Origin of the sequence: Paraburkholderia phenoliruptrix, assembly GCF_019511605.1 — a bacterium.
In the GTDB taxonomy this organism is placed as follows: Bacteria; Pseudomonadota; Gammaproteobacteria; order Burkholderiales; family Burkholderiaceae; genus Paraburkholderia; species Paraburkholderia phenoliruptrix_A.
The window spans coordinates 221,842-243,015 of sequence record NZ_JAEUAV010000007.1 but is presented as its reverse complement, the minus strand read 5'-3'; the positions used below and the strand labels follow the sequence as shown (position 1 = coordinate 243,015).

The following is a 21,174-nucleotide window of genomic DNA, read 5'->3' as shown; positions in this document are numbered from 1 at the left end:
TCCCACGCCTTTCTGTTTTGCTTCGGCTGTCGTTTTCAGACAGCAGTCAGTCGCCTGAAGCCACTGCCTTTGTGCGATTACGCCTTCGGTTCAGGCGTGCGCAGACGGATATGCAATTCGCGCAACTGACGCTCGTCCACTTCGCTCGGCGCCTGCGTGAGCAGATCTTGCGCGCGCTGTGTCTTCGGGAACGCAATTACGTCGCGGATCGAATCGGCGCCGGCCATCATCGTGACGATGCGGTCGAGGCCGAACGCGATGCCGCCGTGCGGCGGCGCGCCGTATTGCAGCGCGTCCAGCAGGAAGCCGAACTTGGCTTGCGCTTCCTCCGCGTTGATCTTGAGCGCACGGAACACCTTGCTCTGCACTTCTTCGCGGTGAATACGCACCGAGCCGCCGCCGATTTCCCAGCCGTTCAGCACCATGTCGTACGCCTTGGCGAGGCAGCGCGCCGGGTCCGATTCCAGGTATTCGAGGTGCTCGTCCTTCGGGCTCGTGAACGGATGGTGCGCGGCCACGTAGCGGTTGTCTTCCTCGTCGTATTCGAACATCGGGAAGTCGACCACCCACAGCGGCTTCCAGCCGGACTCGACCAGACCGTTGGCCTTGCCGAATTCCGAATGGCCGATCTTCAGGCGCAGCGCGCCCAGGCTGTCGTTCACCACCTTCGCACGATCCGCTGCGAAGAAAATGATGTCGCCGTCTTGCGCGCCGGTGCGCTCGATAATCGCCTTCACGGCTTCGTCGTGCAGGTTCTTGACGATCGGGCTTTGCAGACCGTCACGGCCCTTTGCCACTTCGTTGACCTTGATCCACGCAAGGCCCTTCGCGCCGTAGATGCGCACGAATTCCGTGTAGCTGTCGATGTCGCCGCGCGAAAGCTCGCCGCCCTTCGGCACGCGGATAGCCGCGACGCGGCCGTCCTTCGAATTGGCCGGCGTGCTGAACACCTTGAATTCGACATCCTTGACCACGTCCGTCAGGTCGGTGAATTCCAGCTTGACGCGCAGGTCCGGCTTGTCCGAACCGAAACGGCGCATGGCTTCGGAATACTCCATTACCGGGAACTTCGCATCCAGCTCGACCCCGATCGTTTCCTTGAACACGTGACGGATCATCGCCTCGAACAGATCGCGAATCTCCTGCTCCGACAGGAATGACGTTTCGCAGTCGATCTGCGTGAATTCCGGCTGACGGTCGGCGCGCAGGTCTTCGTCGCGGAAGCACTTGGTGATCTGGTAGTAGCGGTCGAAGTTGGCGACCATCAGCAGCTGCTTGAAGAGCTGCGGCGATTGCGGCAACGCAAAGAACTGGCCGGGGTTGGTACGCGACGGCACGAGGTAGTCGCGTGCGCCTTCCGGTGTGCTCTTGGTGAGCATCGGCGTTTCGATGTCGATGAAGCCGAGCGTGTCCAGGTACTTGCGCACTTCGATCGCGACGCGGTAGCGCAGACGCAGGTTGTGCTGCATCTGCGGGCGGCGCAGGTCGAGCACGCGATGCGTGAGACGCGTGGTTTCCGACAGGTTGTCGTCGTCGAGCTGGAACGGCGGCGTGATGGACGCGTTCAGCACGATCAGCTCGTGGCACAGCACTTCGATCTTGCCGCTCTTCAGCGCGGCATTCGTCGTGCCTTCCGGACGGCTGCGCACAACGCCCTTGATTTGCAGACAGAACTCGTTGCGCACGCCTTCCGCGGCTTTGAACATCTCGGCGCGATCCGGGTCGCACACGACCTGGACGAGGCCTTCCCGGTCACGCAGGTCGATGAAGATAACGCCGCCATGGTCGCGGCGGCGGCTCACCCAGCCGCACAGCGAGACGGTTTGGCCCAGCAGTTCTTCGGTCACTAGACCGCAGTATTCAGATCTCATCGACATGATGTTTGACTTTCGTTTTGCATTGGTTAAACGGCGCGCCGCGGTGAACGGCGGCGCGCCCGCATTACAGCGGCGGCTCGACGGTGGTGCGGCGCACCGGCGCCGGGGGCGCGGACGGCGCCACGACGCCCATCGAGACGATGTACTTGAGCGCGGCGTCGACCGTCATGTCGAGTTCGATCACTTCGCTCTTGGGCACCATCAGGAAGAAGCCGGACGTGGGGTTCGGGGTGGTCGGCACGTATACGCTGACGTGATCTTCTTTCAGGTGATTGATCACGTCGCCGCCCGGAATGCCGGTCAGAAACGCAATCGTGTAGCAGCCGCGCCGCGGATATTCGATCAGCAGCGCCTTGCGAAACGCGTTGCCGCTGCTAGACAGCAACGTATCGGACACCTGCTTGACGCTCGTGTAGATCGGCCCGACCACCGGAATGTGCGCGACCACGAGCTCCCACCACTTCACGAGCTTCTGGCCGACGAAGTTCTGGGTCAGCAGGCCGACGACAAAAATGAATGCAAGCGTGAGCACAGCGCCGAGGCCGGGCAGGCGGAAGCCGAACGCGCGCTCCGGCTGCCATGCGCTTGGCAGCAGTAACAGCGTCTGGTCCATCGTACCGATGATGAGACCGAGCACCCACAGCGTGATGGCCAAAGGCACCAGCACCAGCAGGCCAGTCAGAAACACCGATTTGAGCGTCGTTTTTTTCGTCGTCATGTGTACCGCCAGAATGCCGCGCCGCCTGAGCAACGCGCGGTATGTACGCCGCCCGCGAGGGCGGCCGTGCTACTAGACGCTGCCTGAGCCGCTTGCTGCTGCGGCAGCCGGCGCCGCAGCGGGTGCGGCCGGCGTGGCGGCGGAACTGCTTGCCGCGGCGGTGTCGGTTTGGGCCGCGCCGTTGCCGTTGCCATTCGAGGCGCTATCCGCACCTTTCGAGGCGCCGTTCGACGCGCCGGCACTGCTGTTGCCGCCGCGAAAGTCCGTCACGTACCAGCCCGAGCCCTTCAACTGAAAGCCCGCGGCCGTGACCTGTTTCCGAAAAGTGTCTTTCCCGCATTCGGGACATTGCGTCAACTGGGGGTCGCTCATCTTCTGAAGCACGTCCTTCCCGAAGCCGCATGACTCGCAACGATAAGCGTAGATCGGCATGACCGTTTCCCTACTGAAATCTAGTAAACGCTTGCAAAGCCTTGAATTATAGCCGCAAACGGAACCGCTCCCCGGCATTTTGGGATTAGCGCCCGACGCGACCGCCGTTGCGCCAAATGGGGGCGGCCAACGCAAAAATCAAGAGCCCGGCCCTCGCCTGCCGCACACTGTGCCGCCCGGGCGCCGAGCGCCTGACAACGCCCTCGGCTCAGGCGCGGCGTCGCCAGGTCAGCCAGCGCTCGCGCCCTGCAAACACCGGAATCGAGTCGCTTACCGGCTCGTCTTCGATCAGTTCGAAATGCGGCGTGAGCAGCGACTCGAGTTCGGTGCGCTCCATGCCGAACGGCGGGCCTTTCGGCGTCGCGCCGAGGAAAAAGAACCCGGCGAGCAGCCGGCCCGCCGGCAGAAGCTCGGCCATGCGCCGCGCGTAGTCGCCGCGGCGCGCCGGCGGCAACGCGCATAGAAACGCACGCTCGTAGATCCACGCGGGTGCGAATGGCGGCTCGTAGGCGAAAAAATCCGCCTGCTCCACGAGTTGCACGTGCTGTTCGCCCAACTGCGCGCGCGCCGCGGCGACGGCCGCATGCGAAAAGTCGATCGCGCGGACCGGACTGCCGTGCGCGGCCAGCCACGCGGCTTCATAGGCGCTGCCGCAGCCCGGAATCAATACCGACTCGCCAACATGGCGCCTCGCGAAAGCCTCAAACACCGAGGGCACGCCCGCCTGGTCCCACGGTGTGAAATGCCGCTCGAAACGCTCGTCCCAAAAGGCCGGCGAGTTCGGATCGCGGCTCTCGAATTCGGGCACCGGGGATTGGATCGGATCGCTCATAGCTCGCCTCGCAACCTGCTCGCGTCAAGCGCCGTACGCAAGCGCGAGGAACACACGCGCCAGCGCTGCGCCGACACCCACCGCCACGCCGAACAACAGCAAACCCTGCAGCAGCCGGTTAGTGCGCTTCTGCTCGAGGAGAATCTGCCGGATCATGTCGTCGTTGCCGACGCGCCCGTGGTCGTGGCGCTCGGCGAGCACATGATGGATCAGCCGCGGCAACTGCGGCAGCGTCTTGCTCCATTGCGGCGCCTCGATCTTGAGCCGCTCGTACCAGCCGCGCAGGCCGATCTGCTCGTTCATCCAGCGTTCCAGATAAGGCTTCGCGGTCTTCCACAAGTCCAGTTCCGGATCGAGCGAACGGCCGAGCCCTTCCACGTTGAGCATGGTTTTTTGCAGCAGCACGAGTTGCGGCTGAATCTCGACGTTAAAGCGGCGCGACGTCGAAAAGAGTCGCATCAGCACCTGACCCAGCGAAATATCCTTCAGCGCGCGGTCGAAATACGGCTCGCAAACAGCGCGGATCGCGCTTTCGAGTTCCTCGACGCGGGTGGTCGGCGGCACCCAGCCCGATTCGAGATGCAGCGTTGCAACGCGGTGGTAGTCGCGCTTGAAGAACGCGAGGAAATTCTGCGCGAGGTAGTTTTTGTCGAAGTCCGACAGCGCTCCAATAATGCCGAAGTCCAATGCGATGTAGCGGCCGAAATGCGCCGGATCGAGACTCACCTGAATGTTGCCGGGGTGCATGTCCGCGTGGAAAAAGCCGTCGCGGAACACCTGGGTGAAGAAAATCTCGACGCCTTCGCGCGCGAGCTTCGGAATATCCACGCCCGCGGCGCGCAGCGTGTCGACCTGGCTGATCGGCACGCCGACCATGCGCTCCATCACGAGCACGGTGGGCGTGCAAAACTCCCAATACATTTCGGGCACGAGCAGCAGGTCCAAGCCGGCGAAATTGCGGCGCAGCTGGCTGCCGTTGGCCGCCTCGCGCATCAGATCGAGTTCGTCATGCAGATACTTGTCGAACTCGGCCACCACTTCCCGCGGCTTCAGGCGCTTGCCGTCGGCCCACAGTCGCTCGGCCCACACCGCGATGTCGCGCAGCAACGCAAGGTCGGAGTCGATGACCGGCAGCATGTTCGGGCGCAGCACCTTGACGGCGACGGCCTTGCCCGCGTGCTGCCCCGCCTTGACCGTCGCGAAGTGAACTTGCGCGATCGACGCGCTCGCCACCGGCACCCGCTCGAAATCGTCGAACAGCACGTCGACCGGCGCGCCAAGCGACTTCTCGACAAGCCCGATTGCGACGGCCGAATCGAACGGCGGCACCTGGTCCTGCAGCTTCGCGAGTTCGTTGGCGATGTCCACCGGCAACAGGTCGCGCCGCGTGGACAGCACTTGCCCGAACTTGACGAAGATCGGCCCGAGGCTTTCCAGCGCGAGCCGCAAGCGCACGCCCGGCGGCGCCTCGAACTTGCGGCCGATGGTGGTGATACGCAGCAGCATGCGCACGCGCCGGTCGTTGACGCGGCCGAGCATCATCTCGTCGAGACCGAAGCGGATAACCGTGAAGAAAATCTTGAGGAAACGCAGAAAACGCATAGTTGTGCCCGGTGACTAGCGCGTGCCGCGCGACGTGGCGGCGCCGCCCGGCGCAATGGCGCCGCGGGCTTCGACCTTCTGTTCAAGACGCTGGAGGCGCTTTTCGACCCGCGCGAGCGTGTCGCGCGCCTGGGCGAGTTCCGCGTTGAAGTCAGCCAGTGCGGCGCGACGCACGAGCTGCGGATTCTCGTCGAGCAGATATTCGCTGGCTGTGTCGAGCAGATTGCGGCCCGTGCGCTGCACCTGTTCGCCCAGCGTGCGCACGAACGACCCAATGCGCCACGCGGGGCCGTCGCCGATCAGCTTAGCGAGGTCCTCTTCCGGTTCCCAGCGCAGATGTTCCGCGAGTTTGGCGATTACCGTGGCGAACTCGGCGTCGCCTTCAATCTTGACGTGCTTCATGACGGCAGCCTGGCCGCCCTGCACGAAGGCGGGGAACGCGTCGGCCGGCACGGAAAGCGTGACGTCCAACTGCTGCGCGTCGGTTTCGCCAACGGTGCAGAGGTAGCCGTCAGGCTGCACCAGCAGCGTCAGCACGAGCGGCGGCGACGACAGCCTGGCGGTCTTGCCCGCGTAAGGAGCGAGGCGCTCGCGGGCCCACGATTCGCGAGCGAGCAGATGATTGACGGCGGCGACGAAGGGCTTGGCGGCGAGGGTCATTGAAGGTGGCAAGAAAAAACCCGCGCAAGCGACTGCTCACGCGGGTTCCTATTGTAACGTCCGTTCGCTTCGCGGCCTGCTCGGCCGAACGGCCAACTGCGCTCGACAGTGAGTCTGGCGGGAGCTACCGCTGCACCCAGGTAGCTGGACAACGCCTCGGCACTACGCAAACCGCGACCCAACGAATGCCGAACGTTGAGAACCGTCGAGCAAACGCTGAGCAAACGTCCAGCGAGCATTCGAGGCGGCGGCGCGCGGCAAGCGCCCTACGCCGCCGCTCTGCCCGAGCGGCTCTCTCAGTGCTGCGCGACCTGCTGGATGCCGGCGAGCAACCAGCCCTCGCCCGCACGGTTGGCCTTCGACAGATTCCACACTTCGACGAACGGCTCGGCCGGCGCACCAGGCGCTTCGCGGATCAGGCCGGAAAAGCGTACGCTCGCAAAGTATTCGTTCGCGCGCTCTTCCACGCCGAGCAGATCGGCGTTCAACTGCACCACGTCGGTCTGATTCGATTCGTTGCCGCGCGAGGCCAGATCGACGCGGACCTCGGCGAACATCTCGGGCGTGGTGAATTCGCGAATGTCTTCGATGTTGCCGACGTCCCACGCGGCTTGCAGGCGCACGAAATAAACCTTGGCGTTGCGCAGGAACGCTTCGGAATCGAAGCCGGCCGGCACGCTCGGCGTGGCGCCAACCGACGGCGTGGTCAGCGGATTACCTTGCGGCTCCAGATACGAGCCGGCAGGCGGCGCCGTATAGCGCGGCTCCTGCGTGTAGCCGGTGGCGCCCGAGTTCAGCGACGGCGACTGCCCGGCGTAAGCCGGTTGCGACGCATCCCGCTTGCGGCCCATGAAACGACGGATCAGCCAGATGCCGATCATCGCGAGCAAGGCAATCACGATGATGTTGGCCATGGCGCCGGCGAACGCGCCGCCCAGCCCGAAGTGCGACAGCAGCGCGGCAATGCCGAGGCCGGCTGCCAGACCGGCGATCGGCCCGAGCCAACGCGAGCGGTTAGGTTGCGGGGCGGGCGCCGGTGCGGGCGCAGGCGCGGGTTGCGCGCGCTGCTGCATGGCCGGATTGGTGGGCGACGGTTGCGACGGCGCACTCTGTTGCTGAACCGTGTTCGACTGGCGGCCAATGCTACGGCCACCGCCCATGCGGCGCGCTTCGGCGTCGAGCGAGGCAAGCGAGCCGGCCGCGATCAGACCGACCATCGCGATCAGTCCGATTCGTCTCGCCAGCGATTGCTTAACCTTACGGGGAGATAACAACAATGAATCGGACATTTTGGCACTTTCCTTTAGAAATCGACGGGTTAGAGACCCTAGTATTTGGTCCCCACATGTAAAGCTACCACGCCAGCTGACAGATTGTAATATTTGACGCCATCGAGGCCCGCTTGTTCCATCATTGTTTTCAAAGTTTCCTGATCCGGATGCATGCGGATCGACTCGGCCAGGTAGCGGTAGCTGTCGGCGTCTTTTGCGAAGCGCTCGCCAAGCCACGGCAGAACCTTGAATGAGTAGACGTCGTAGGCTTTTTTCAGCGGGTCCCAAACCTTCGAGAATTCCAGCACCAGCAGGCGCCCCGCCGGCTTCAGCACGCGGCGCATTTCGGCGAGCGCGACATCCTTATGCGTCATGTTGCGCAAGCCGAATGCCACGGTCACCACGTCGAAGTAATTGTCCGGAAAGGGGATTTGCTCGGCGTCGCAAAGCAGCGCCGGCGTAATCACGCCCTTGTCGAGCAGCCGGTCGCGGCCCACGCGCAGCATGGACTCGTTGATGTCCGTGTGCCACACCTCGCCGGTCTCGCCGGCCTGCTTCGCGAATGCCTTGGACAGGTCGCCGGTGCCGCCCGCAATGTCGAGCACCTTGTAGCCCGGCCGCACGTTGGCCTGGGCGATCGTGAACATCTTCCACGCCCGGTGCAACCCGCCCGACATCAGGTCGTTCATCAAGTCGTAGTTGGCGGCAACCGAGTGGAACACGCCCGCCACCTTCCGCGCCTTTTCCTGTTCGTCGACCGATTGAAAGCCGAAGTGGGTTTTGCTCATCGCGCTTGTCCTTTCCGCGTATTCTGAAATGTTGCGCCGCATGGGTGCGGCGGGTCTGGCGAATCGTATCAGTGACGGTGACCGTGCGCAGCGCCGGCCTGGGGCATCGGCGCGTCGCGGTCGACGCCTGCCGCAGCCAGTTTGTCGAGATAGGCGCGCCAGAGTTCATCCTGGCGCCGCGCCAGGTCGTAGAGCAGGTCCCACGAATAGATGCCGGTGTTGTGCCCGTCGGAGAACGTCGGCTGGATCGCGTAGTTGCCGACGCCCTCGATCATCGTGATCGTGACGTCGCGCTTGCCGGTTTGCAGCGTTTCCTGACCGGGGCCGTGGCCCTGCACTTCCGCCGACGGCGAATACACGCGCAGCAGTTCGAACGGCAGCCGGTACGATTCGCCGCTCGCGTACTGCAGTTCGAGCACGCGCGACTTCGAATGCACGACTACGCCGCTCGGCACGGGCGTATCGGGAGTCAGTCCGCTCATGATGGCCTCAATATGAAAGCGCCGCCGCGCCCGATGCGCCCCGCGAGGCATCCCGGCACGCAGCGGCGGGTTGTGTCGCTCAGGCTAGCGCCTGCCCGATCTCGTGCCGCACCGCTTCACGCAGCAGCGTGGCTTGCGCGCGGCGCGACGACAGCATGGCTTCAGACACGGTGCGTTGCCGCGGCGCCCAGATGGGCAGCGGAAAATGAGCGTCGTTCGAGAAACGCGGAATGACGTGCCAGTGAACGTGAGGCACCTGGTTGCCGAGGCTGGCGAGATTCACCTTGGCCGGCTGCAGGACGCGCCGCATCGCGCACTCCACCGCATACACGACTTTCATCACGCGATCGCGGCCCGCTGCATCCAGGTCCGAAAACTCGGCTACGTGCTCGTTCCAGATCACCCGGCAAAAGCCCGGGTAATCGTGTTCGTCGGCGAGAACGACACGCAGTGTGTCGTCCTGCCACAGCACATCGCCGCCTTCTTCACGGCAAAAAACGCAATCCATCGTCGTCCTCAGGCAAAAATCGTCAGTCGTGCCATTAAACCAGCACGCGCTCGATTCCGCCATTGTTCGCCCGCTGCACGTAGTCGACCATCCAGTCTTCTCCGAGCACATGACGCGCCATTTCCACGACGATGTAATCCGCCTCGATACCCGCGTCCTCGTTGTAGCGCGACAGCCCTTGCAGGCAGGACGGGCAGCTCGTGAGAATCTTGACGTCGGTGGCGCCCTTCGGTTGCGGACCGTCGCCGGCCTTCAGCACCGAGCCGTTCGCGGCGCCCGCCGTGCCGGCCGATGCGTTGGCCGGGTTGATGGCGTTCGCGCCCGCTTCGGCGACAAGCGGAATGCCGCGCAGCTTCGCCGCGCCCTTGCGGATTTCCTCTTCCTTGCGGAAGCGCACCTGCGTCGAAACGTCAGGACGCGTCACCGCGAGCGTGCCCGACTCGCCGCAGCAGCGGTCGTTCTTCTCGATCTTGTAGCCGTCTTTCTCGGAGCCCATCAGCGAGTTGACGAGCTTGACCGGGTCCATCGTCTTGATCGGCGTGTGACACGGGTCGTGGTACATGTAGCGCGTGCCCGTCACGCCGTCGAGCTTCATGCCCTTTTCGAGCAGAAACTCGTGAATGTCGATGATCCGGCAACCCGGGAAAATCTTGTCGAATTCATAACCGGCGAGCTGGTCGTAGCACGTTCCGCACGACACCACCACCGTCTTGATGTCGAGATAGTTGAGCGTATTCGCAACGCGATGGAACAGCACGCGGTTGTCCGTGACGATCTGCTCGGCCTTGTCGAACTGGCCGGAGCCGCGCTGCGGATAGCCGCAGCACAGATAGCCCGGCGGCAGCACCGTCTGCACGCCTGCTTCCCACAGCATGGCCTGCGTAGCAAGCCCCACTTGCGAGAAAAGCCGCTCGGAGCCGCAGCCGGGGAAGTAGAACACCGCTTCGGTGTCGGCGGTGGTCGTCTTCGGGTTGCGGATGATCGGGACAATCTTGTTGTCCTCGATATCCAGCAGCGCGCGCGCGGTTTTCTTCGGCAAATTGCCGGGCATCTTCTTGTTCATAAAGTGGATCACCTGCTCGGTGACCGGCGGCTTGCCGACGGTTGCCGGCGGATGCGCCGTCTGCTTCTTCACGAACTTCTTGAGCACCTCGTTGCCAAGGCGTTGAGCCTTGTAGCCGATGCCCATCATCGCGGTGCGCGCAAGGTTGATGGTCTGCGGGTTCGTCGCGTTGAGGAAGAACATGCCGGCCGCGTTGCCCGGGTTGAACTTCTTCTTGCCCATCTTGCGCAACAGGTTGCGCATGTTCATGGTGACGTCGCCGAAGTCGATCTTCACGGGGCACGGCGTCACGCATTTATGGCAAACGGTGCAGTGATCGGCCACGTCGCCGAATTCGTCCCAATGCTTGATGGACACGCCACGGCGCGTCTGCTCTTCGTACAGGAACGCCTCGACCAGCAGCGAAGTTGCGAGAATCTTGTTGCGCGGGCTGTACAGCAGGTTTGCGCGCGGCACGTGGGTCGCGCACACCGGCTTGCACTTGCCGCAACGCAGGCAGTCCTTGATCGACTCCGAAATCGCGCCAATGTCGCTTTGCTGCATGATCAGCGACTCGTAGCCCATCAGGCCGAAGCTCGGCGTGTAGGCGTTGCGCAAATCGGCGCCTTCGAGCAGCTTGCCCGCATTGAAGCGGCCATGCGGATCGACGCGCTGTTTGTATTTGCGGAATTCGCCGATCTCGTCGTCGGTGAGGAATTCGAGCTTCGTAATGCCGATGCCGTGCTCGCCGGAAATCACGCCGTCGAGCGAGCGCGCGAGCTTCATGATGCGCGCGACCGCCGTGTGGGCGTCCTGCAGCATCTCGTAGTTGTCCGAGTTCACCGGCAGGTTGGTGTGCACGTTGCCGTCGCCCGCGTGCATGTGCAGCGCGACGAACACGCGGCCCCGCAACACGTGCTTGTGGATGGCCTGCGCTTCGTCGAGGATCGGCTTGAACTCGCCGCCGTTGAAGATCTGTCGCAGTTCAGCGCGAATTTCCTGCTTCCACGACACGCGGATCGTGCGGTCCTGCGTGACGTGGAATACGGTGGCGTCGGGCTGCGCATCGGCGCGGTCGGCGAATTTTTCGGCGAGCGCCTCGTAGCCGAGCCCCACCAGATAGTGCTGCGCCTCGCGCAACGACAGGTCGAGCCTGTCGCGCAGGAATTCCCAGCGCGTGCGCACACGCTTGAGCAGATCCAGCGCCTGTTGCACGCGGTCTTCCAGCAATTCGGCGCTCGGAATTTCGTTGGCGTCGTCGCTCTTGCCGAGCGGGAGCTTGCCGCCCCTGAAGAACGCTTCGAGTGCGTCGACCAGTTGCAGCTTGTTCTTGATCGACAGCTCGATGTTGATCCGCTCGATGCCGTCCGTATATTCGCCCATGCGGTCGAGCGGAATCACCACGTCTTCGTTGATCTTGAACGCGTTGGTGTGCTTCGCAATAGCCGCCGTGCGGCTGCGGTCAAGCCAGAAGCGCTTGCGCGCCTCGGCGCTCACCGCGACAAAGCCCTCGCCGCTCTTGCCGTTGGCCATGCGCACCACTTCCGAAGTCGCCTGCGCGACCGCGTCCGCGTCATTGCCGACGATGTCGCCGATCAGCACCATCTTCGGAAACGCGTTGCGCTTGCTCTTGGTCGCATAGCCGACCGCGCGCAGATAGCGCTCGTCCAGATGTTCGAGGCCGGCGAGAATCGCGCCGCCCTGCTTCGAGGTTTCGAACAGGTAATCCTTGATTTCGACGATGCTCGGAATCGCCTCGCGCGCCTGGCCGAAGAATTCGAGGCAGACGGTGCGCGTATGCGCCGGCATCTTGTGCAGCACCCAGCGCGCGGACGTAATGAGGCCGTCGCAGCCTTCCTTCTGCACGCCTGGCAGGCCGGCGAGGAATTTGTCGGTCACATCCTTGCCGAGACCTTCCTTGCGGAACACGCGGCCCTTGATGTCGAGCGTCTCCGTGCGCAACAGCTTCTCGCCCGGCGCGTAGTTGCCGTCGAACCATTTCAGCTCGAAGCGTGCGACCTCCACATCGTGAATCTTGCCGAGGTTGTGGCCCAAACGCGTGACTTCGAGCCAGTTGCCTTCCGGATCGACCATGCGCCACCAGGCGAGGTTGTCGAGCGCCGTGCCCCACAGTACGGCTTTCTTGCCGCCCGCATTCATCGCGACGTTGCCGCCCACGCAGGACGCGTCGAGCGAAGTGGGATCGACGGCGAACACGAAGCCCGCCTGCTCGGCCGCCTCGGTCACGCGACGCGTGACGACGCCCGCGCCGGAGAAAATGGTAGGAACCTTGCGATCCACACCGGGCAGTTCGGTCATTTCCACCGCGCCGAGCTGCTCGAGCTTCTCGGTGTTGATGACGGCGGAAAACGGCGTGAGCGGCACCGCGCCGCCGGTGTAGCCGGTGCCGCCGCCGCGCGGAATCACGGTCAGCCCGAGTTCGAAGCACGCCTTGATCATGCCGGCAATCTCGGCCTCGGTGTCCGGCGTCAGCACGACGAACGGATACTCCACGCGCCAGTCGGTGGCGTCGGTCACGTGGGAGACGCGCGACAAACCGTCGAACTTGATGTTGTCCTTCTGCGTGACGCGTCCGAGCACCCTGGTCGCGCGGCGGCGCAGATCGTAGGTCTTCTGGAACTCGCTTTCGAATTCGTCGACGGCGCGTCGCGCGGCCTGCACCAGCGTTTCGACGCGCGCCGCGCGGTCGACACCCGCTTCGTCGCCATGCTCGGTGAGGTCGGCGCGGCGGCGCTTCTCGATTTCCGACAGACGGTGATGCAGCGCCTCGATCAACATCGCGCGGCGCTTGGGGTTGTCGAGCAGATCGTCCTGCAGATACGGATTGCGGCGCACCACCCAGATGTCGCCTAGCACTTCGTAGAGCATGCGGGCCGAGCGGCCGGTACGGCGTTCGGCGCGCAATTCGGCCAGTGCGTCCCAGGCAGCCTGGCCCAGCAGACGAATGACGATTTCGCGGTCGGAAAACGACGTGTAGTTGTAGGGAATTTCGCGCAGGCGCGCTTCGGGATCGGCGGCAACCGCGGCGGCGGCTCCGTGCGGGTCGAAAACTTGAGGTGCGTTCATGGGCGGACGACTCGGTGGGTCAGTCCGGCGCGCTCAGGCAGAGGCGCCGTCTGACGGTGCGCGTGGGGCGCAATGCTTGGAAATCTTCTTTGGGAGCGAAGCACCACCGACGGTCTACCCACGTCGGTCGCTTCGCGGCGCTCAGATACTGCTACACGATCGTGCGTGGCGGACGTGACGCTCCGCCGCGGGACAAGACTCACGCGGGACGGGCATCAAGTGGGCGATCCGAGGCTGCCAGTGCATCTTCCGATCCTTATTCCAAAATGGAATTCTACCGCATCGGCCAGTCGCGCGTTGACGGTCGCCCTGTGAGCGGCGGGGGCAAGCGGAGCTTCGCTGGAGCGCTGTAGCGTCCCGGGGCTGGCTTGCCTGGGGTGTGCTTTCGGTCTTCTTTCCGTCTGCTTTGGCCTGCTTTGGCCTGCTTCCGCCTGCTTTCACCCGCAGGCATTGCCCGCGCCCCCCCCGCTACCCGGGTGGTCAAGCCAGCTTTGTAACCATCAACCAGAAAATGCCGAGGAACGCAAAAAATGCGACTGCGCCAAGCGCGACCCAGATCGACAGCATTCGCCAGTAGGCGGCGCTCAACGGCTGACCGGTGTCGGCGCTTACCCGGGCGGAAGCGGCAAGGCGCATTTGCAGGATCACCACCGGCAGCCAGCAGGCGATTGCCAGCACATACAAGCCGATCGACCACGCAAGCCAGCGGCTGCCTAGCTGCATGTTCGCGAGATGCACGAGGTAAAGCCCGGTGACCGGCTGCACGATCGCGGTGGGCGTGGTGAAGAGCCAGTCAGCGAGCACCACGAGCTTCGTGACCCGCGCGACAGTCCTGGGATCGCGGCCGAGGCTCGTCAGCAGCATGTAAAAGGCGGAGCCGATGCCAGTGCCGAACAGGATCGTCGAAGAAAGAACATGCAGCCATTTGATGACGAGGTAAGTCATGGGCGAACTCATTGCCGCGCGGGTGGCGTGGTGGGTGGCGTACTCGGCGGCGTGGTCGGCGGCGTGGTCGGCGGCGTGGTCGGCGGCGTGGTCGGCGGCGTGGTCGGCGGCGTGGTCGGCGGCGTGGTTCGGAGCGTCCTGGATGGCGCGGCTGCGGTTGTGCTGTCCGGCCCCGGTGCCGCCGTGGCCAACGGAGCGGACCGGCGGCCGCTGCCCTCCTCGAACTGGATCAGCAGGATAAGCAGCGCGAGCATGGGCAGGTTCTTCGAAAGCGGCCCATACGGATGCAGCCAGAATTCGGGCAAGCGCCAGCTGATGAGCGCCGTGTAAAGCACGATCAGCGCGATCTGCAAACCCCAGAGGCGCGCGCGCGACCCGAGGCGGCGCGGCCACGCGAGCGACAGCACGCCGAACACGAGGTCCACGAACGCCGCGCCATACAGCAGCAAGGGCCCGAGAGCCGCCGGAGCCCCCACCCGCGCCAGCAGATCCAGACTCGACGCGCGCGGATACAGCCCCGCGGACACAATCGCGGTCCAGATCCACACCGCGGCAATCGACGCGCGCAACAGCGGCAACAGCCACATCAGCTTCGCCCGCGTGCCGAAGCCTTCACTGTCGACAGGCATTTCCCGCAGCGCGCGCGGCGCCCTGCCGAGGAGCCGCTCGAAGCGATCGGTCGGCGCGACGTTGCCGCGTTCGAGCATCGCGAGCGCGTCGGCGCTCATCAGCGAGCCCGGCAGCAGCGCGCCGAGCCGGGTCGCGAGCCGCACGAGCGGCATAGGCACCGGCAGGAAGCCGCCGCGCGGAGCGCCGGCTACGCTCCGCAACACGGCCAGATATTCCTTGAGGGTCATCGGCTCCCTGCCGACGGCGGCGACGCGCCGCGGCAGCGCAGCCTCCGTGCCGGGCGCATCGTGGACCGGCGCAGCGAGCGCGCCTGCCACGATCAGCGCGACGACATCGTCGATATGAACCGGCTGAATGCGCTGTGCGCCCGCGCCCGGCAACGGCACCAGCGGCAACGTCGCCCACGCGGCGAAAAAGCGCGTGCTGCGGCCCTCGGGCGCAAACACGAGCGACGGCTGCACGATCAGCGACGAAACGGGCAGCGCGAGCAACGCCTCGTCGGCGGCCAGCTTGCTTCGGTGATAGGGGCTTTGCGCGGCGGCGTCCGCGCCGAGCGCGGAAATCTGCACGATGCGCCGCACGCCGGCGGCGACAGCGGCCTTGAACAGCGTGACCGGCGCATCGGTATGCAAGCGCCGGAATTCGTGGCCGGTCGCGTCGCTGAAAATGCCCACGGCATTGATCACGACGTCGACGCCCGCAAGCAGCGGCACCACGCTTGCTGCATCGCGAAGGCCCGCGAAGTCCAAGGCAACCAGCCGGCAGCCGGGCAAGCGCTTGCGGGCGGCGGCCGGATCGCGCACGCCGCACACCACCGAATGGCCGGCCGCCACCAGCGCGTCTGCCACTCGCGCTCCGATCATGCCGGTAGCACCTGCAAGGAAAATGACCATGGCTCTGGACGTTCGACCTTTAGAAGACATCGTGCTGCCCGGCCTCGTTGCCGGCGTGCTCTCCACGCTTGCGCTCGGCGCCTGCGCGCGGCTCGTCGGCAAGCGCGCGGCCGCGCCCGTGAGCGCCGTGAGCCACTGGGTGTGGCCGCAAGAAGTGAACCAGACTGCCCGTCCGCGCCCCCGCCACCTCGTCACCGGGTTGGCGATTCATCACCTGATGTCGGTCGGGTGGGCGGCCGTCAACGCCTATACGCTCGCGGCCATCGAGGAGTCCGTCGAGCCGTGCCGCGCCTCGCGCGCCGCACACGGCAGGCGCTTTGCACTCGCGAGCGCGTTGACGGCCGTCGCCGCCTTCAGCGACTACGTGATCGTGCCGAAGCGCTTCACGCCGGGCTTCGAGTTCCATCTGCGGGTGCCGCACATCGCGGCGGTCTATGTGGCATTCGGCGCCGGGCTGGTGGCGCCCTTCGTCGTGGAAGACCTGTGCGGGCCGCGCCGGCGATAGACGCGCGGCACGCTGCATGCTGACCTGTGTCGAACCGGCTTCGACGAACCAGCAAGCCGACGAACCAGCCGTGGAGGTGCAGCATGTCAGATTCCGATTCGAAGAACGGCGGGCATATCGAGCAGCAACCGGTGCCCGGCCATACCGAGAACATTCGCACCGACGGCTCGAACGAGCGCGCGAACGAGCGGCGCCTCGAAGACGCCGCGCCGACCGCCGGCCCGGACACGAAACCGGGCACACCGCCCGGCACGCAAAGCGAAGCCGACCGCACCCGCTCGCCGGACTGAGCCAGGGCTCGCAGCCTTCCGGCTTTTGTTCCATACACATCGACAAGGAGTTCACCATGACCAGCGAATCCGCCCGCCCGACGCCGCCGCGCCAGAACCCGAACGACCCGACCGCCGGCGACCGCACCCTTTCCGACGAACAGAAGCAGTCTGCGAAGAACGAGCCGGCGCCACCGGTACCTGGCCGCGGCGAAAGCCTGCCGGACCCGAAGGAAGTCGGCGAAGCCGGTTGATCCGCCACGACACCGCCTTGGACCCTATCTGATAAGGAGTACCGCGATGGCAAGCAAGCAACCGGCCGCATCCGCGGCGCTACGGGCCACTTTCAGGCTGTTCGCGAACGGCGAGCGCGTTCTTGCGCAAAACGTCGACGGCAAGCTGATCGACATCGGCGCGCTGGAAACGAAAGCCGGCCGTCACACGGTGCGGCTCGATGTCGATCCGCTCGAGCTGCAACCGTCGCATTCGGTGGAAGCCGCGCTGCGCGCCGTCTCTTCGCAACTCAGCTTCGATTACCTGGACGGGCTGTTCACGAGCGAAGGCCCGGTCGACTTTCACGGCGACCTGTTCGCTTTGCCGCATGTCGAATGGCAGCTCGACGAACCGTTGCCGCGCGAGCTCACCGACGGCAAGCCGCCGCACATCTTCTAGCACGCGTGCTTGACGCACCAGGTCGGGCCTCGTCGGGGGCCCGACGCCGCTCGGGCCAGGGCCCGCACCGTTGGCGCTATCATTGATGCTTTTCCGCCTTTCCGAGCGCATCGCGCCACCCGCATGGCCTCCCACGACTACCTGAAAAAAACCCTCACCGCGCGCGTCTACGACGTGGCGCGCGAGACCGAGCTCGAACGCGCGCCGCATCTGTCGGCGCGGCTGCGCAATCCGGTGTATCTGAAGCGCGAGGACAACCAGCCCGTGTTCTCGTTCAAGCTGCGCGGCGCGTACAACAAGATGGCGCACATGCCCGCCGACGCGCTCGCGCGCGGCGTGATTACCGCGTCGGCGGGCAATCATGCGCAGGGCGTGGCGCTCTCGGCGGCACGTATGGGCGTGAAGGCGATCATCGTGGTGCCGGTCACCACGCCGCAGGTGAAGGTCGACGCAGTACGCGCCCACGGCGGCCCGACCGTCGAGGTCGTGCAGTTCGGCGAGTCGTACAGCGACGCTTACGGCCACGCGGTGAAGCTGCAGGAAGAGCGCGGCCTGACTTTCGTGCATCCGTTCGACGACCCGTATGTAATCGCCGGCCAGGGCACCGTGGCCATGGAAATTCTCAGCCAGCATCAGGGCCCGATTCACGCGATCTTCGTGCCGATCGGCGGCGGCGGACTCGCGGCGGGCGTCGCGGCATATGTGAAAGCGGTGCGCCCCGAGATCAAGGTGATCGGCGTGCAGACCGACGATTCGTGTGCGATGGCCGCATCGCTGAAGGCGGGCGAGCGCGTCACGCTCAACGAGGTGGGCCTCTTCTCCGACGGCACCGCGGTAAAGCTCGTCGGCGAAGAAACCTTCCGGCTGTGCAGCGAATATCTCGACGACGTGCTGCTCGTGAATACCGACGCGCTATGCGCCGCGATCAAGGACGTCTTCCAGGACACGCGCAGCGTGCTGGAACCGGCGGGGTCGCTGGCGGTCGCCGGTGCAAAGCAGTACGCGGAGCGCGAAGGCATCGAGAACCAGACGCTGATTGCGGTTACGTCCGGCGCGAACATGAACTTCGACCGCATGCGCTTTGTCGCCGAACGCGCGGAAGTGGGCGAAGCGCGCGAAGCGGTGTTCGCAGTGACGATTCCCGAGGAGCGCGGCAGCTTCAAACGCTTTTGCGAGCTGGTCGGCACGCGCAGCGTGACCGAGTTCAACTACCGGATCGCGCAGGCCGAGTCCGCGCATATTTTCGTGGGCGTGCAGATCAGGAACCGCAGCGAGTCCGCGCAGATCGCAGGCGCATTCGAGGCGCATGGTTTTGCGACGGTCGACCTGACGTTCGACGAGCTCTCCAAGCAGCACATCCGCTACATGGTGGGCGGGCGCTCGCCGCTCGCGCACGACGAGCGCCTGTTCCGCTTCGAGTTTCCCGAGCGGCCGGGCGCGCTGATGAAGTTTCTGTCGTCGATGGCGCCCGACTGGAACATCAGTCTGTTCCATTACCGCAACCAGGGCGCGGATTACAGCTCGATTCTCGTCGGCATCCAGGTGCCGCAAACGGACAACGCGGAGTTCGACCGCTTCCTCGCGACGCTCGGCTATCCGCATTGGGAAGAGACGCAGAATCCGGTGTATCGGTTGTTCCTCGGCTAAAGCGGCCCCAACTACTGCAACTACTGTAACTACTGCAACGAAAACCCGACACCGCAGATGGCTCTTTCGCTTGTCGACAAACTGGTGGTAGCGATCTCGTCGCGCGCACTCTTCGACTTCGAAGAAGAGAACCGCGTGTACGAGGAAGGCGATCTTCAGGCTTACGAAGCATTGCAGCGCGCGCGGCTGAACGTGCCTGCGAAACCAGGCGTCGCCTTTCCGCTCATCCGCAAGCTGCTGGCCCTGAATGCGGGCGGGCATCGCGTGGAAGTGGTGATCCTGTCGCGCAGCGATCCGATCAGCGGATTGCGCGCGTTTCATTCGTGCCGCGAGCACGGACTCACGATCGAGCGCGGCGTGTTCACGCGCGGGCGTGCGCCGTTCGCCTATCTGAAGCCGTTGAACGCGTCGCTGTTTCTCTCCGCGAATCAGGACGACGTGCGCGACGCGCTTGCCGCCGGCTTTCCCGCCGCACGCGTGTTGCCGGAATCGGCGAAAATGGCGAGCAAGTACCCCGACGAAATCCGCATTGCTTTCGACGGCGACGCCGTGCTGTTTTCCGACGAAGCCGAGCGCGTGTTTCAGAAAGACGGCTTGCGGGCCTTCGTCGGCCACGAGATGCACAACAAGGATCTGCCGCTTGCCGACGGACCGCTGAAGCCTTTGCTCGAAGCGCTCCATCGGCTGCAAAAGCTCGCGGATCAAGCCGCGCCGATGCATATTCGTACGGCATTGGTGACGGCGCGTTCGGCGCCCGCGCACGAGCGCGCGATCCGAACCCTGATGGCCTGGAACATTGAAATCGACGAAGCGATGTTTCTGGGCGGCCTCGATAAAAGCGCATTCCTGCGCGAGTTCGAGCCGGACTTTTTCTTCGACGACCAAATTGGCCATTGCGAATCGGCCCGCGTCGTGACGGCGACCGGACACGTGCTGAGTGGCATCGTGAATGCATCATGACACCCGAACAATCTCCGCTGGGTAAGGCCTCCACTTACACCGAACAGTACGACGCGTCGCTGCTCTTTCCGATTGCACGCAGCAACGCGCGCGAGGCGATCGGCATTAGCGCGCAGTTGCCGTTCTTCGGCACCGACATCTGGAACGCGTATGAGCTGTCGTGGCTCAATGCGCGCGGCAAGCCGCAGATTGCGGTCGCTACGTTCTTCGTGCCCGCGGACTCGCCGAACATCGTCGAGTCAAAGTCGTTCAAGCTCTATCTCGGCTCGTTCGCGCAGACCGCGTTCGAGTCGATCGAAGCGGTGCGCGACACGATCAGGCGCGACGTGTCGGCATCGTGCGGCTCGACGGTCTCTGTTTATCTGACCGCCCCGCAGGACTTCGGCAAACTGCAGATGGAAGAATTCGAAGGCACGCCGCTCGACCGGCTGGATCTGGACGCCGACGTCTACACGCCCGACGCGTCGTTGCTGAAAGCTGCTCTGGACGAAGCACCCGTGGAAGAAACGGTGTTCTCGAATCTGCTGAAATCGAATTGCCCGGTGACGGGGCAGCCGGATTGGGGCAGCGTGCAGATTCACTATGTCGGCCCGCAGATCGATCACGCGGGGCTGTTGCGCTACATCATCTCGTATCGCAACCACACCGGTTTTCACGAGCAATGCGTCGAGAAGATTTTTATCGACGTGCTGAAGGCGTGCCGCCCGGTCAAGCTCGCAGTGTATGCGCGCTACACGCGGCGCGGCGGGCTCGACATCAACCCGTTCCGTACTAACTACAACCTGCCGATGCCCGACAACATGCGGCTTGCGCGACAGTAAGCGTTGCAGCTATCGCCGCGCACATCGGCTCATGTGCCGCGGCGAACCCTCCCCCTGGCGTCTCAGGCCGCGGGCTTTTTATAGGCCACGCAATCCACTTCGACCTTGCAGTCGATTACCATCGACGAAACGACGCACGCGCGCGCCGGCGGATTGTCGCCGAAGTATTCGCGGAACACCTTGTTGAACGACGCGAAGTCGCGTGGATCGTCGAGCCACACGCCGCAACGCACCACGTGCTCCGCGCCGTAGCCGGCTTCCTTCAGAATGGCGAACACGTTCTGAATGGCCTTATGCGATTGTTCGACGATGCCGCCGTTGATCACCTCGCCGTTTTCCATCGGCGTCTGTCCCGACACAAAAAGCCACCCGTCGGCTTCCACCGCACGCGCAAACGGCATGTGCTGACCGCCCGTTCCCTTTCCGCCTTCAACGCCATATCGCTTCATCGTTACACTCCTTGAAATTGAACGCGCGCGGACATCGCGCCGCGCGCCTTGATAGACCAGACTGCCAGGCCTCTCCGCCCGGTT

21 protein-coding genes are annotated in these 21,174 nt (G+C 64.5%); 7 read left to right on the top strand and 14 right to left on the bottom strand.

From position 1 onward, the window contains the following. Window positions 1-77: 77 nt before the first annotated feature. The 13 genes from aspS to JNB89_RS12760 all read right to left on the bottom strand — a co-directional run bounded on the left by aspS (window position 78) and on the right by JNB89_RS12760 (window position 15,767). Window positions 78-1,877: an aspartate--tRNA ligase gene (gene aspS, locus JNB89_RS12820; protein WP_013338018.1), complete on the bottom strand. Its 1,800-nt coding sequence runs from the start codon at window positions 1,875-1,877 to the stop codon at window positions 78-80. 64 nt (window positions 1,878-1,941) lie between these two features. Next, the gene (locus JNB89_RS12815; protein WP_013338017.1) at window positions 1,942-2,595 is read right to left on the bottom strand and encodes a DUF502 domain-containing protein; all 654 of its coding nucleotides are present in this window, start codon (window positions 2,593-2,595) and stop codon (window positions 1,942-1,944) included. Window positions 2,596-2,667: 72 nt separating this feature from the next. Further along, the gene (locus JNB89_RS12810) at window positions 2,668-3,027 is read right to left on the bottom strand and encodes an FmdB family zinc ribbon protein (RefSeq protein ID WP_220362403.1); all 360 of its coding nucleotides are present in this window, start codon (window positions 3,025-3,027) and stop codon (window positions 2,668-2,670) included. A 208-nt stretch (window positions 3,028-3,235) separates the two neighbouring features. Beyond that, on the bottom strand, window positions 3,236-3,859 hold the full coding sequence (locus JNB89_RS12805) for a methyltransferase domain-containing protein (protein ID WP_220362402.1): 624 nt from the start codon (window positions 3,857-3,859) through the stop codon (window positions 3,236-3,238). A 24-nt stretch (window positions 3,860-3,883) separates the two neighbouring features. Beyond that, a complete protein-coding gene (gene ubiB, locus JNB89_RS12800) occupies window positions 3,884-5,461 on the bottom strand; it encodes a ubiquinone biosynthesis regulatory protein kinase UbiB (RefSeq protein ID WP_013338014.1) in 1,578 nt (525 codons plus the stop codon). A gap of 15 nt (window positions 5,462-5,476) precedes the next feature. After that, window positions 5,477-6,121 (bottom strand): ubiquinone biosynthesis accessory factor UbiJ, encoded by a 645-nt coding sequence (locus tag JNB89_RS12795; RefSeq protein ID WP_220362401.1) that lies wholly within the window; start codon window positions 6,119-6,121, stop codon window positions 5,477-5,479. 296 nt (window positions 6,122-6,417) lie between these two features. After that, window positions 6,418-7,410, bottom strand: coding sequence for a Tim44 domain-containing protein (locus JNB89_RS12790; RefSeq protein ID WP_220362400.1), 993 nt, complete (start codon window positions 7,408-7,410; stop codon window positions 6,418-6,420). A gap of 38 nt (window positions 7,411-7,448) precedes the next feature. After that, window positions 7,449-8,180 (bottom strand): bifunctional demethylmenaquinone methyltransferase/2-methoxy-6-polyprenyl-1,4-benzoquinol methylase UbiE, encoded by a 732-nt coding sequence (gene ubiE, locus JNB89_RS12785; RefSeq protein WP_013338011.1) that lies wholly within the window; start codon window positions 8,178-8,180, stop codon window positions 7,449-7,451. A 68-nt stretch (window positions 8,181-8,248) separates the two neighbouring features. Next, on the bottom strand, window positions 8,249-8,662 hold the full coding sequence (locus tag JNB89_RS12780; protein ID WP_013338010.1) for a gamma-butyrobetaine hydroxylase-like domain-containing protein: 414 nt from the start codon (window positions 8,660-8,662) through the stop codon (window positions 8,249-8,251). A 79-nt stretch (window positions 8,663-8,741) separates the two neighbouring features. Then, window positions 8,742-9,170, bottom strand: a complete 429-nt coding sequence (locus JNB89_RS12775) for an HIT family protein (RefSeq protein ID WP_013338009.1) — start codon at window positions 9,168-9,170, stop codon at window positions 8,742-8,744. 34 nt (window positions 9,171-9,204) lie between these two features. After that, window positions 9,205-13,299, bottom strand: coding sequence for a DUF3683 domain-containing protein (locus JNB89_RS12770; protein ID WP_013338008.1), 4,095 nt, complete (start codon window positions 13,297-13,299; stop codon window positions 9,205-9,207). Between the two features lie 480 nt (window positions 13,300-13,779). Beyond that, a complete protein-coding gene (locus JNB89_RS12765; RefSeq protein ID WP_220362399.1) occupies window positions 13,780-14,244 on the bottom strand; it encodes a DUF2269 family protein in 465 nt (154 codons plus the stop codon). An 8-nt stretch (window positions 14,245-14,252) separates the two neighbouring features. Next, window positions 14,253-15,767 (bottom strand): SDR family oxidoreductase, encoded by a 1,515-nt coding sequence (locus tag JNB89_RS12760; protein WP_220362398.1) that lies wholly within the window; start codon window positions 15,765-15,767, stop codon window positions 14,253-14,255. Between JNB89_RS12760 and JNB89_RS12755 the strand changes: the two genes are divergently transcribed. The 7 genes from JNB89_RS12755 (at window position 15,766) to queF (ending at window position 20,641) form a co-directional block, all read left to right on the top strand. Then, window positions 15,766-16,272, top strand: coding sequence for a hypothetical protein (locus JNB89_RS12755; protein WP_013338005.1), 507 nt, complete (start codon window positions 15,766-15,768; stop codon window positions 16,270-16,272). The two genes, JNB89_RS12760 and JNB89_RS12755, sit on opposite strands and share 2 nt — an antisense overlap. A gap of 83 nt (window positions 16,273-16,355) precedes the next feature. Further along, complete coding sequence (locus JNB89_RS12750; protein ID WP_220362397.1) at window positions 16,356-16,562, top strand: MARCKS-like protein; 207 nt, start codon at window positions 16,356-16,358, stop codon at window positions 16,560-16,562. 56 nt (window positions 16,563-16,618) lie between these two features. After that, window positions 16,619-16,795 (top strand): hypothetical protein, encoded by a 177-nt coding sequence (locus tag JNB89_RS12745; RefSeq protein WP_220362396.1) that lies wholly within the window; start codon window positions 16,619-16,621, stop codon window positions 16,793-16,795. 46 nt (window positions 16,796-16,841) lie between these two features. After that, window positions 16,842-17,213, top strand: a complete 372-nt coding sequence (locus tag JNB89_RS12740; RefSeq protein ID WP_013338002.1) for a hypothetical protein — start codon at window positions 16,842-16,844, stop codon at window positions 17,211-17,213. An 81-nt stretch (window positions 17,214-17,294) separates the two neighbouring features. Further along, window positions 17,295-18,860: a threonine ammonia-lyase, biosynthetic gene (gene ilvA / locus JNB89_RS12735; RefSeq protein ID WP_346656201.1), complete on the top strand. Its 1,566-nt coding sequence runs from the start codon at window positions 17,295-17,297 to the stop codon at window positions 18,858-18,860. A gap of 57 nt (window positions 18,861-18,917) precedes the next feature. Further along, window positions 18,918-19,820 carry a 5'-nucleotidase gene (locus JNB89_RS12730; protein ID WP_027214462.1) on the top strand — a complete coding sequence of 301 codons (903 nt, stop codon included), beginning with the start codon at window positions 18,918-18,920 and terminating at the stop codon, window positions 19,818-19,820. Continuing rightward, a complete protein-coding gene (queF, locus tag JNB89_RS12725; RefSeq protein ID WP_013337999.1) occupies window positions 19,817-20,641 on the top strand; it encodes an NADPH-dependent 7-cyano-7-deazaguanine reductase QueF in 825 nt (274 codons plus the stop codon). The genes JNB89_RS12730 and queF overlap by 4 nt, the downstream gene beginning before the upstream one ends. 62 nt (window positions 20,642-20,703) lie before the next feature. Here queF and JNB89_RS12720 read toward each other — a convergent pair whose 3' ends face one another. After that, complete coding sequence (locus tag JNB89_RS12720) at window positions 20,704-21,090, bottom strand: RidA family protein (RefSeq protein ID WP_013337998.1); 387 nt, start codon at window positions 21,088-21,090, stop codon at window positions 20,704-20,706. Window positions 21,091-21,174 lie beyond the last annotated feature (84 nt).

Bases quoted from the DNA above. Each gene is read 5' to 3' on its own strand.
- aspS (WP_013338018.1), bottom strand. From the start codon at position 1,877: ATGTCGATGAGATCTGAATACTGCGGTCTAGTGACCGAAGAACTGCTG.
- JNB89_RS12740 (WP_013338002.1), top strand. From the start codon at position 16,842: ATGGCAAGCAAGCAACCGGCCGCATCCGCGGCGCTACGGGCCACTTTC.
- JNB89_RS12815 (WP_013338017.1), bottom strand. From the start codon at position 2,595: ATGACGACGAAAAAAACGACGCTCAAATCGGTGTTTCTGACTGGCCTG.
- JNB89_RS12770 (WP_013338008.1), bottom strand. From the start codon at position 13,299: ATGAACGCACCTCAAGTTTTCGACCCGCACGGAGCCGCCGCCGCGGTT.
- JNB89_RS12805 (WP_220362402.1), bottom strand. From the start codon at position 3,859: ATGAGCGATCCGATCCAATCCCCGGTGCCCGAATTCGAGAGCCGCGAT.
- JNB89_RS12765 (WP_220362399.1), bottom strand. From the start codon at position 14,244: ATGACTTACCTCGTCATCAAATGGCTGCATGTTCTTTCTTCGACGATC.
- ubiE (WP_013338011.1), bottom strand. From the start codon at position 8,180: ATGAGCAAAACCCACTTCGGCTTTCAATCGGTCGACGAACAGGAAAAG.
- JNB89_RS12730 (WP_027214462.1), top strand. From the start codon at position 18,918: ATGGCTCTTTCGCTTGTCGACAAACTGGTGGTAGCGATCTCGTCGCGC.
- JNB89_RS12720 (WP_013337998.1), bottom strand. From the start codon at position 21,090: ATGAAGCGATATGGCGTTGAAGGCGGAAAGGGAACGGGCGGTCAGCAC.
- JNB89_RS12775 (WP_013338009.1), bottom strand. From the start codon at position 9,170: ATGGATTGCGTTTTTTGCCGTGAAGAAGGCGGCGATGTGCTGTGGCAG.
- JNB89_RS12755 (WP_013338005.1), top strand. From the start codon at position 15,766: ATGGCTCTGGACGTTCGACCTTTAGAAGACATCGTGCTGCCCGGCCTC.
- JNB89_RS12760 (WP_220362398.1), bottom strand. From the start codon at position 15,767: ATGGTCATTTTCCTTGCAGGTGCTACCGGCATGATCGGAGCGCGAGTG.
- JNB89_RS12790 (WP_220362400.1), bottom strand. From the start codon at position 7,410: ATGTCCGATTCATTGTTGTTATCTCCCCGTAAGGTTAAGCAATCGCTG.
- ubiB (WP_013338014.1), bottom strand. From the start codon at position 5,461: ATGCGTTTTCTGCGTTTCCTCAAGATTTTCTTCACGGTTATCCGCTTC.
- queF (WP_013337999.1), top strand. From the start codon at position 19,817: ATGACACCCGAACAATCTCCGCTGGGTAAGGCCTCCACTTACACCGAA.
- JNB89_RS12780 (WP_013338010.1), bottom strand. From the start codon at position 8,662: ATGAGCGGACTGACTCCCGATACGCCCGTGCCGAGCGGCGTAGTCGTG.
- JNB89_RS12745 (WP_220362396.1), top strand. From the start codon at position 16,619: ATGACCAGCGAATCCGCCCGCCCGACGCCGCCGCGCCAGAACCCGAAC.
- JNB89_RS12795 (WP_220362401.1), bottom strand. From the start codon at position 6,121: ATGACCCTCGCCGCCAAGCCCTTCGTCGCCGCCGTCAATCATCTGCTC.
- JNB89_RS12810 (WP_220362403.1), bottom strand. From the start codon at position 3,027: ATGCCGATCTACGCTTATCGTTGCGAGTCATGCGGCTTCGGGAAGGAC.
- JNB89_RS12750 (WP_220362397.1), top strand. From the start codon at position 16,356: ATGTCAGATTCCGATTCGAAGAACGGCGGGCATATCGAGCAGCAACCG.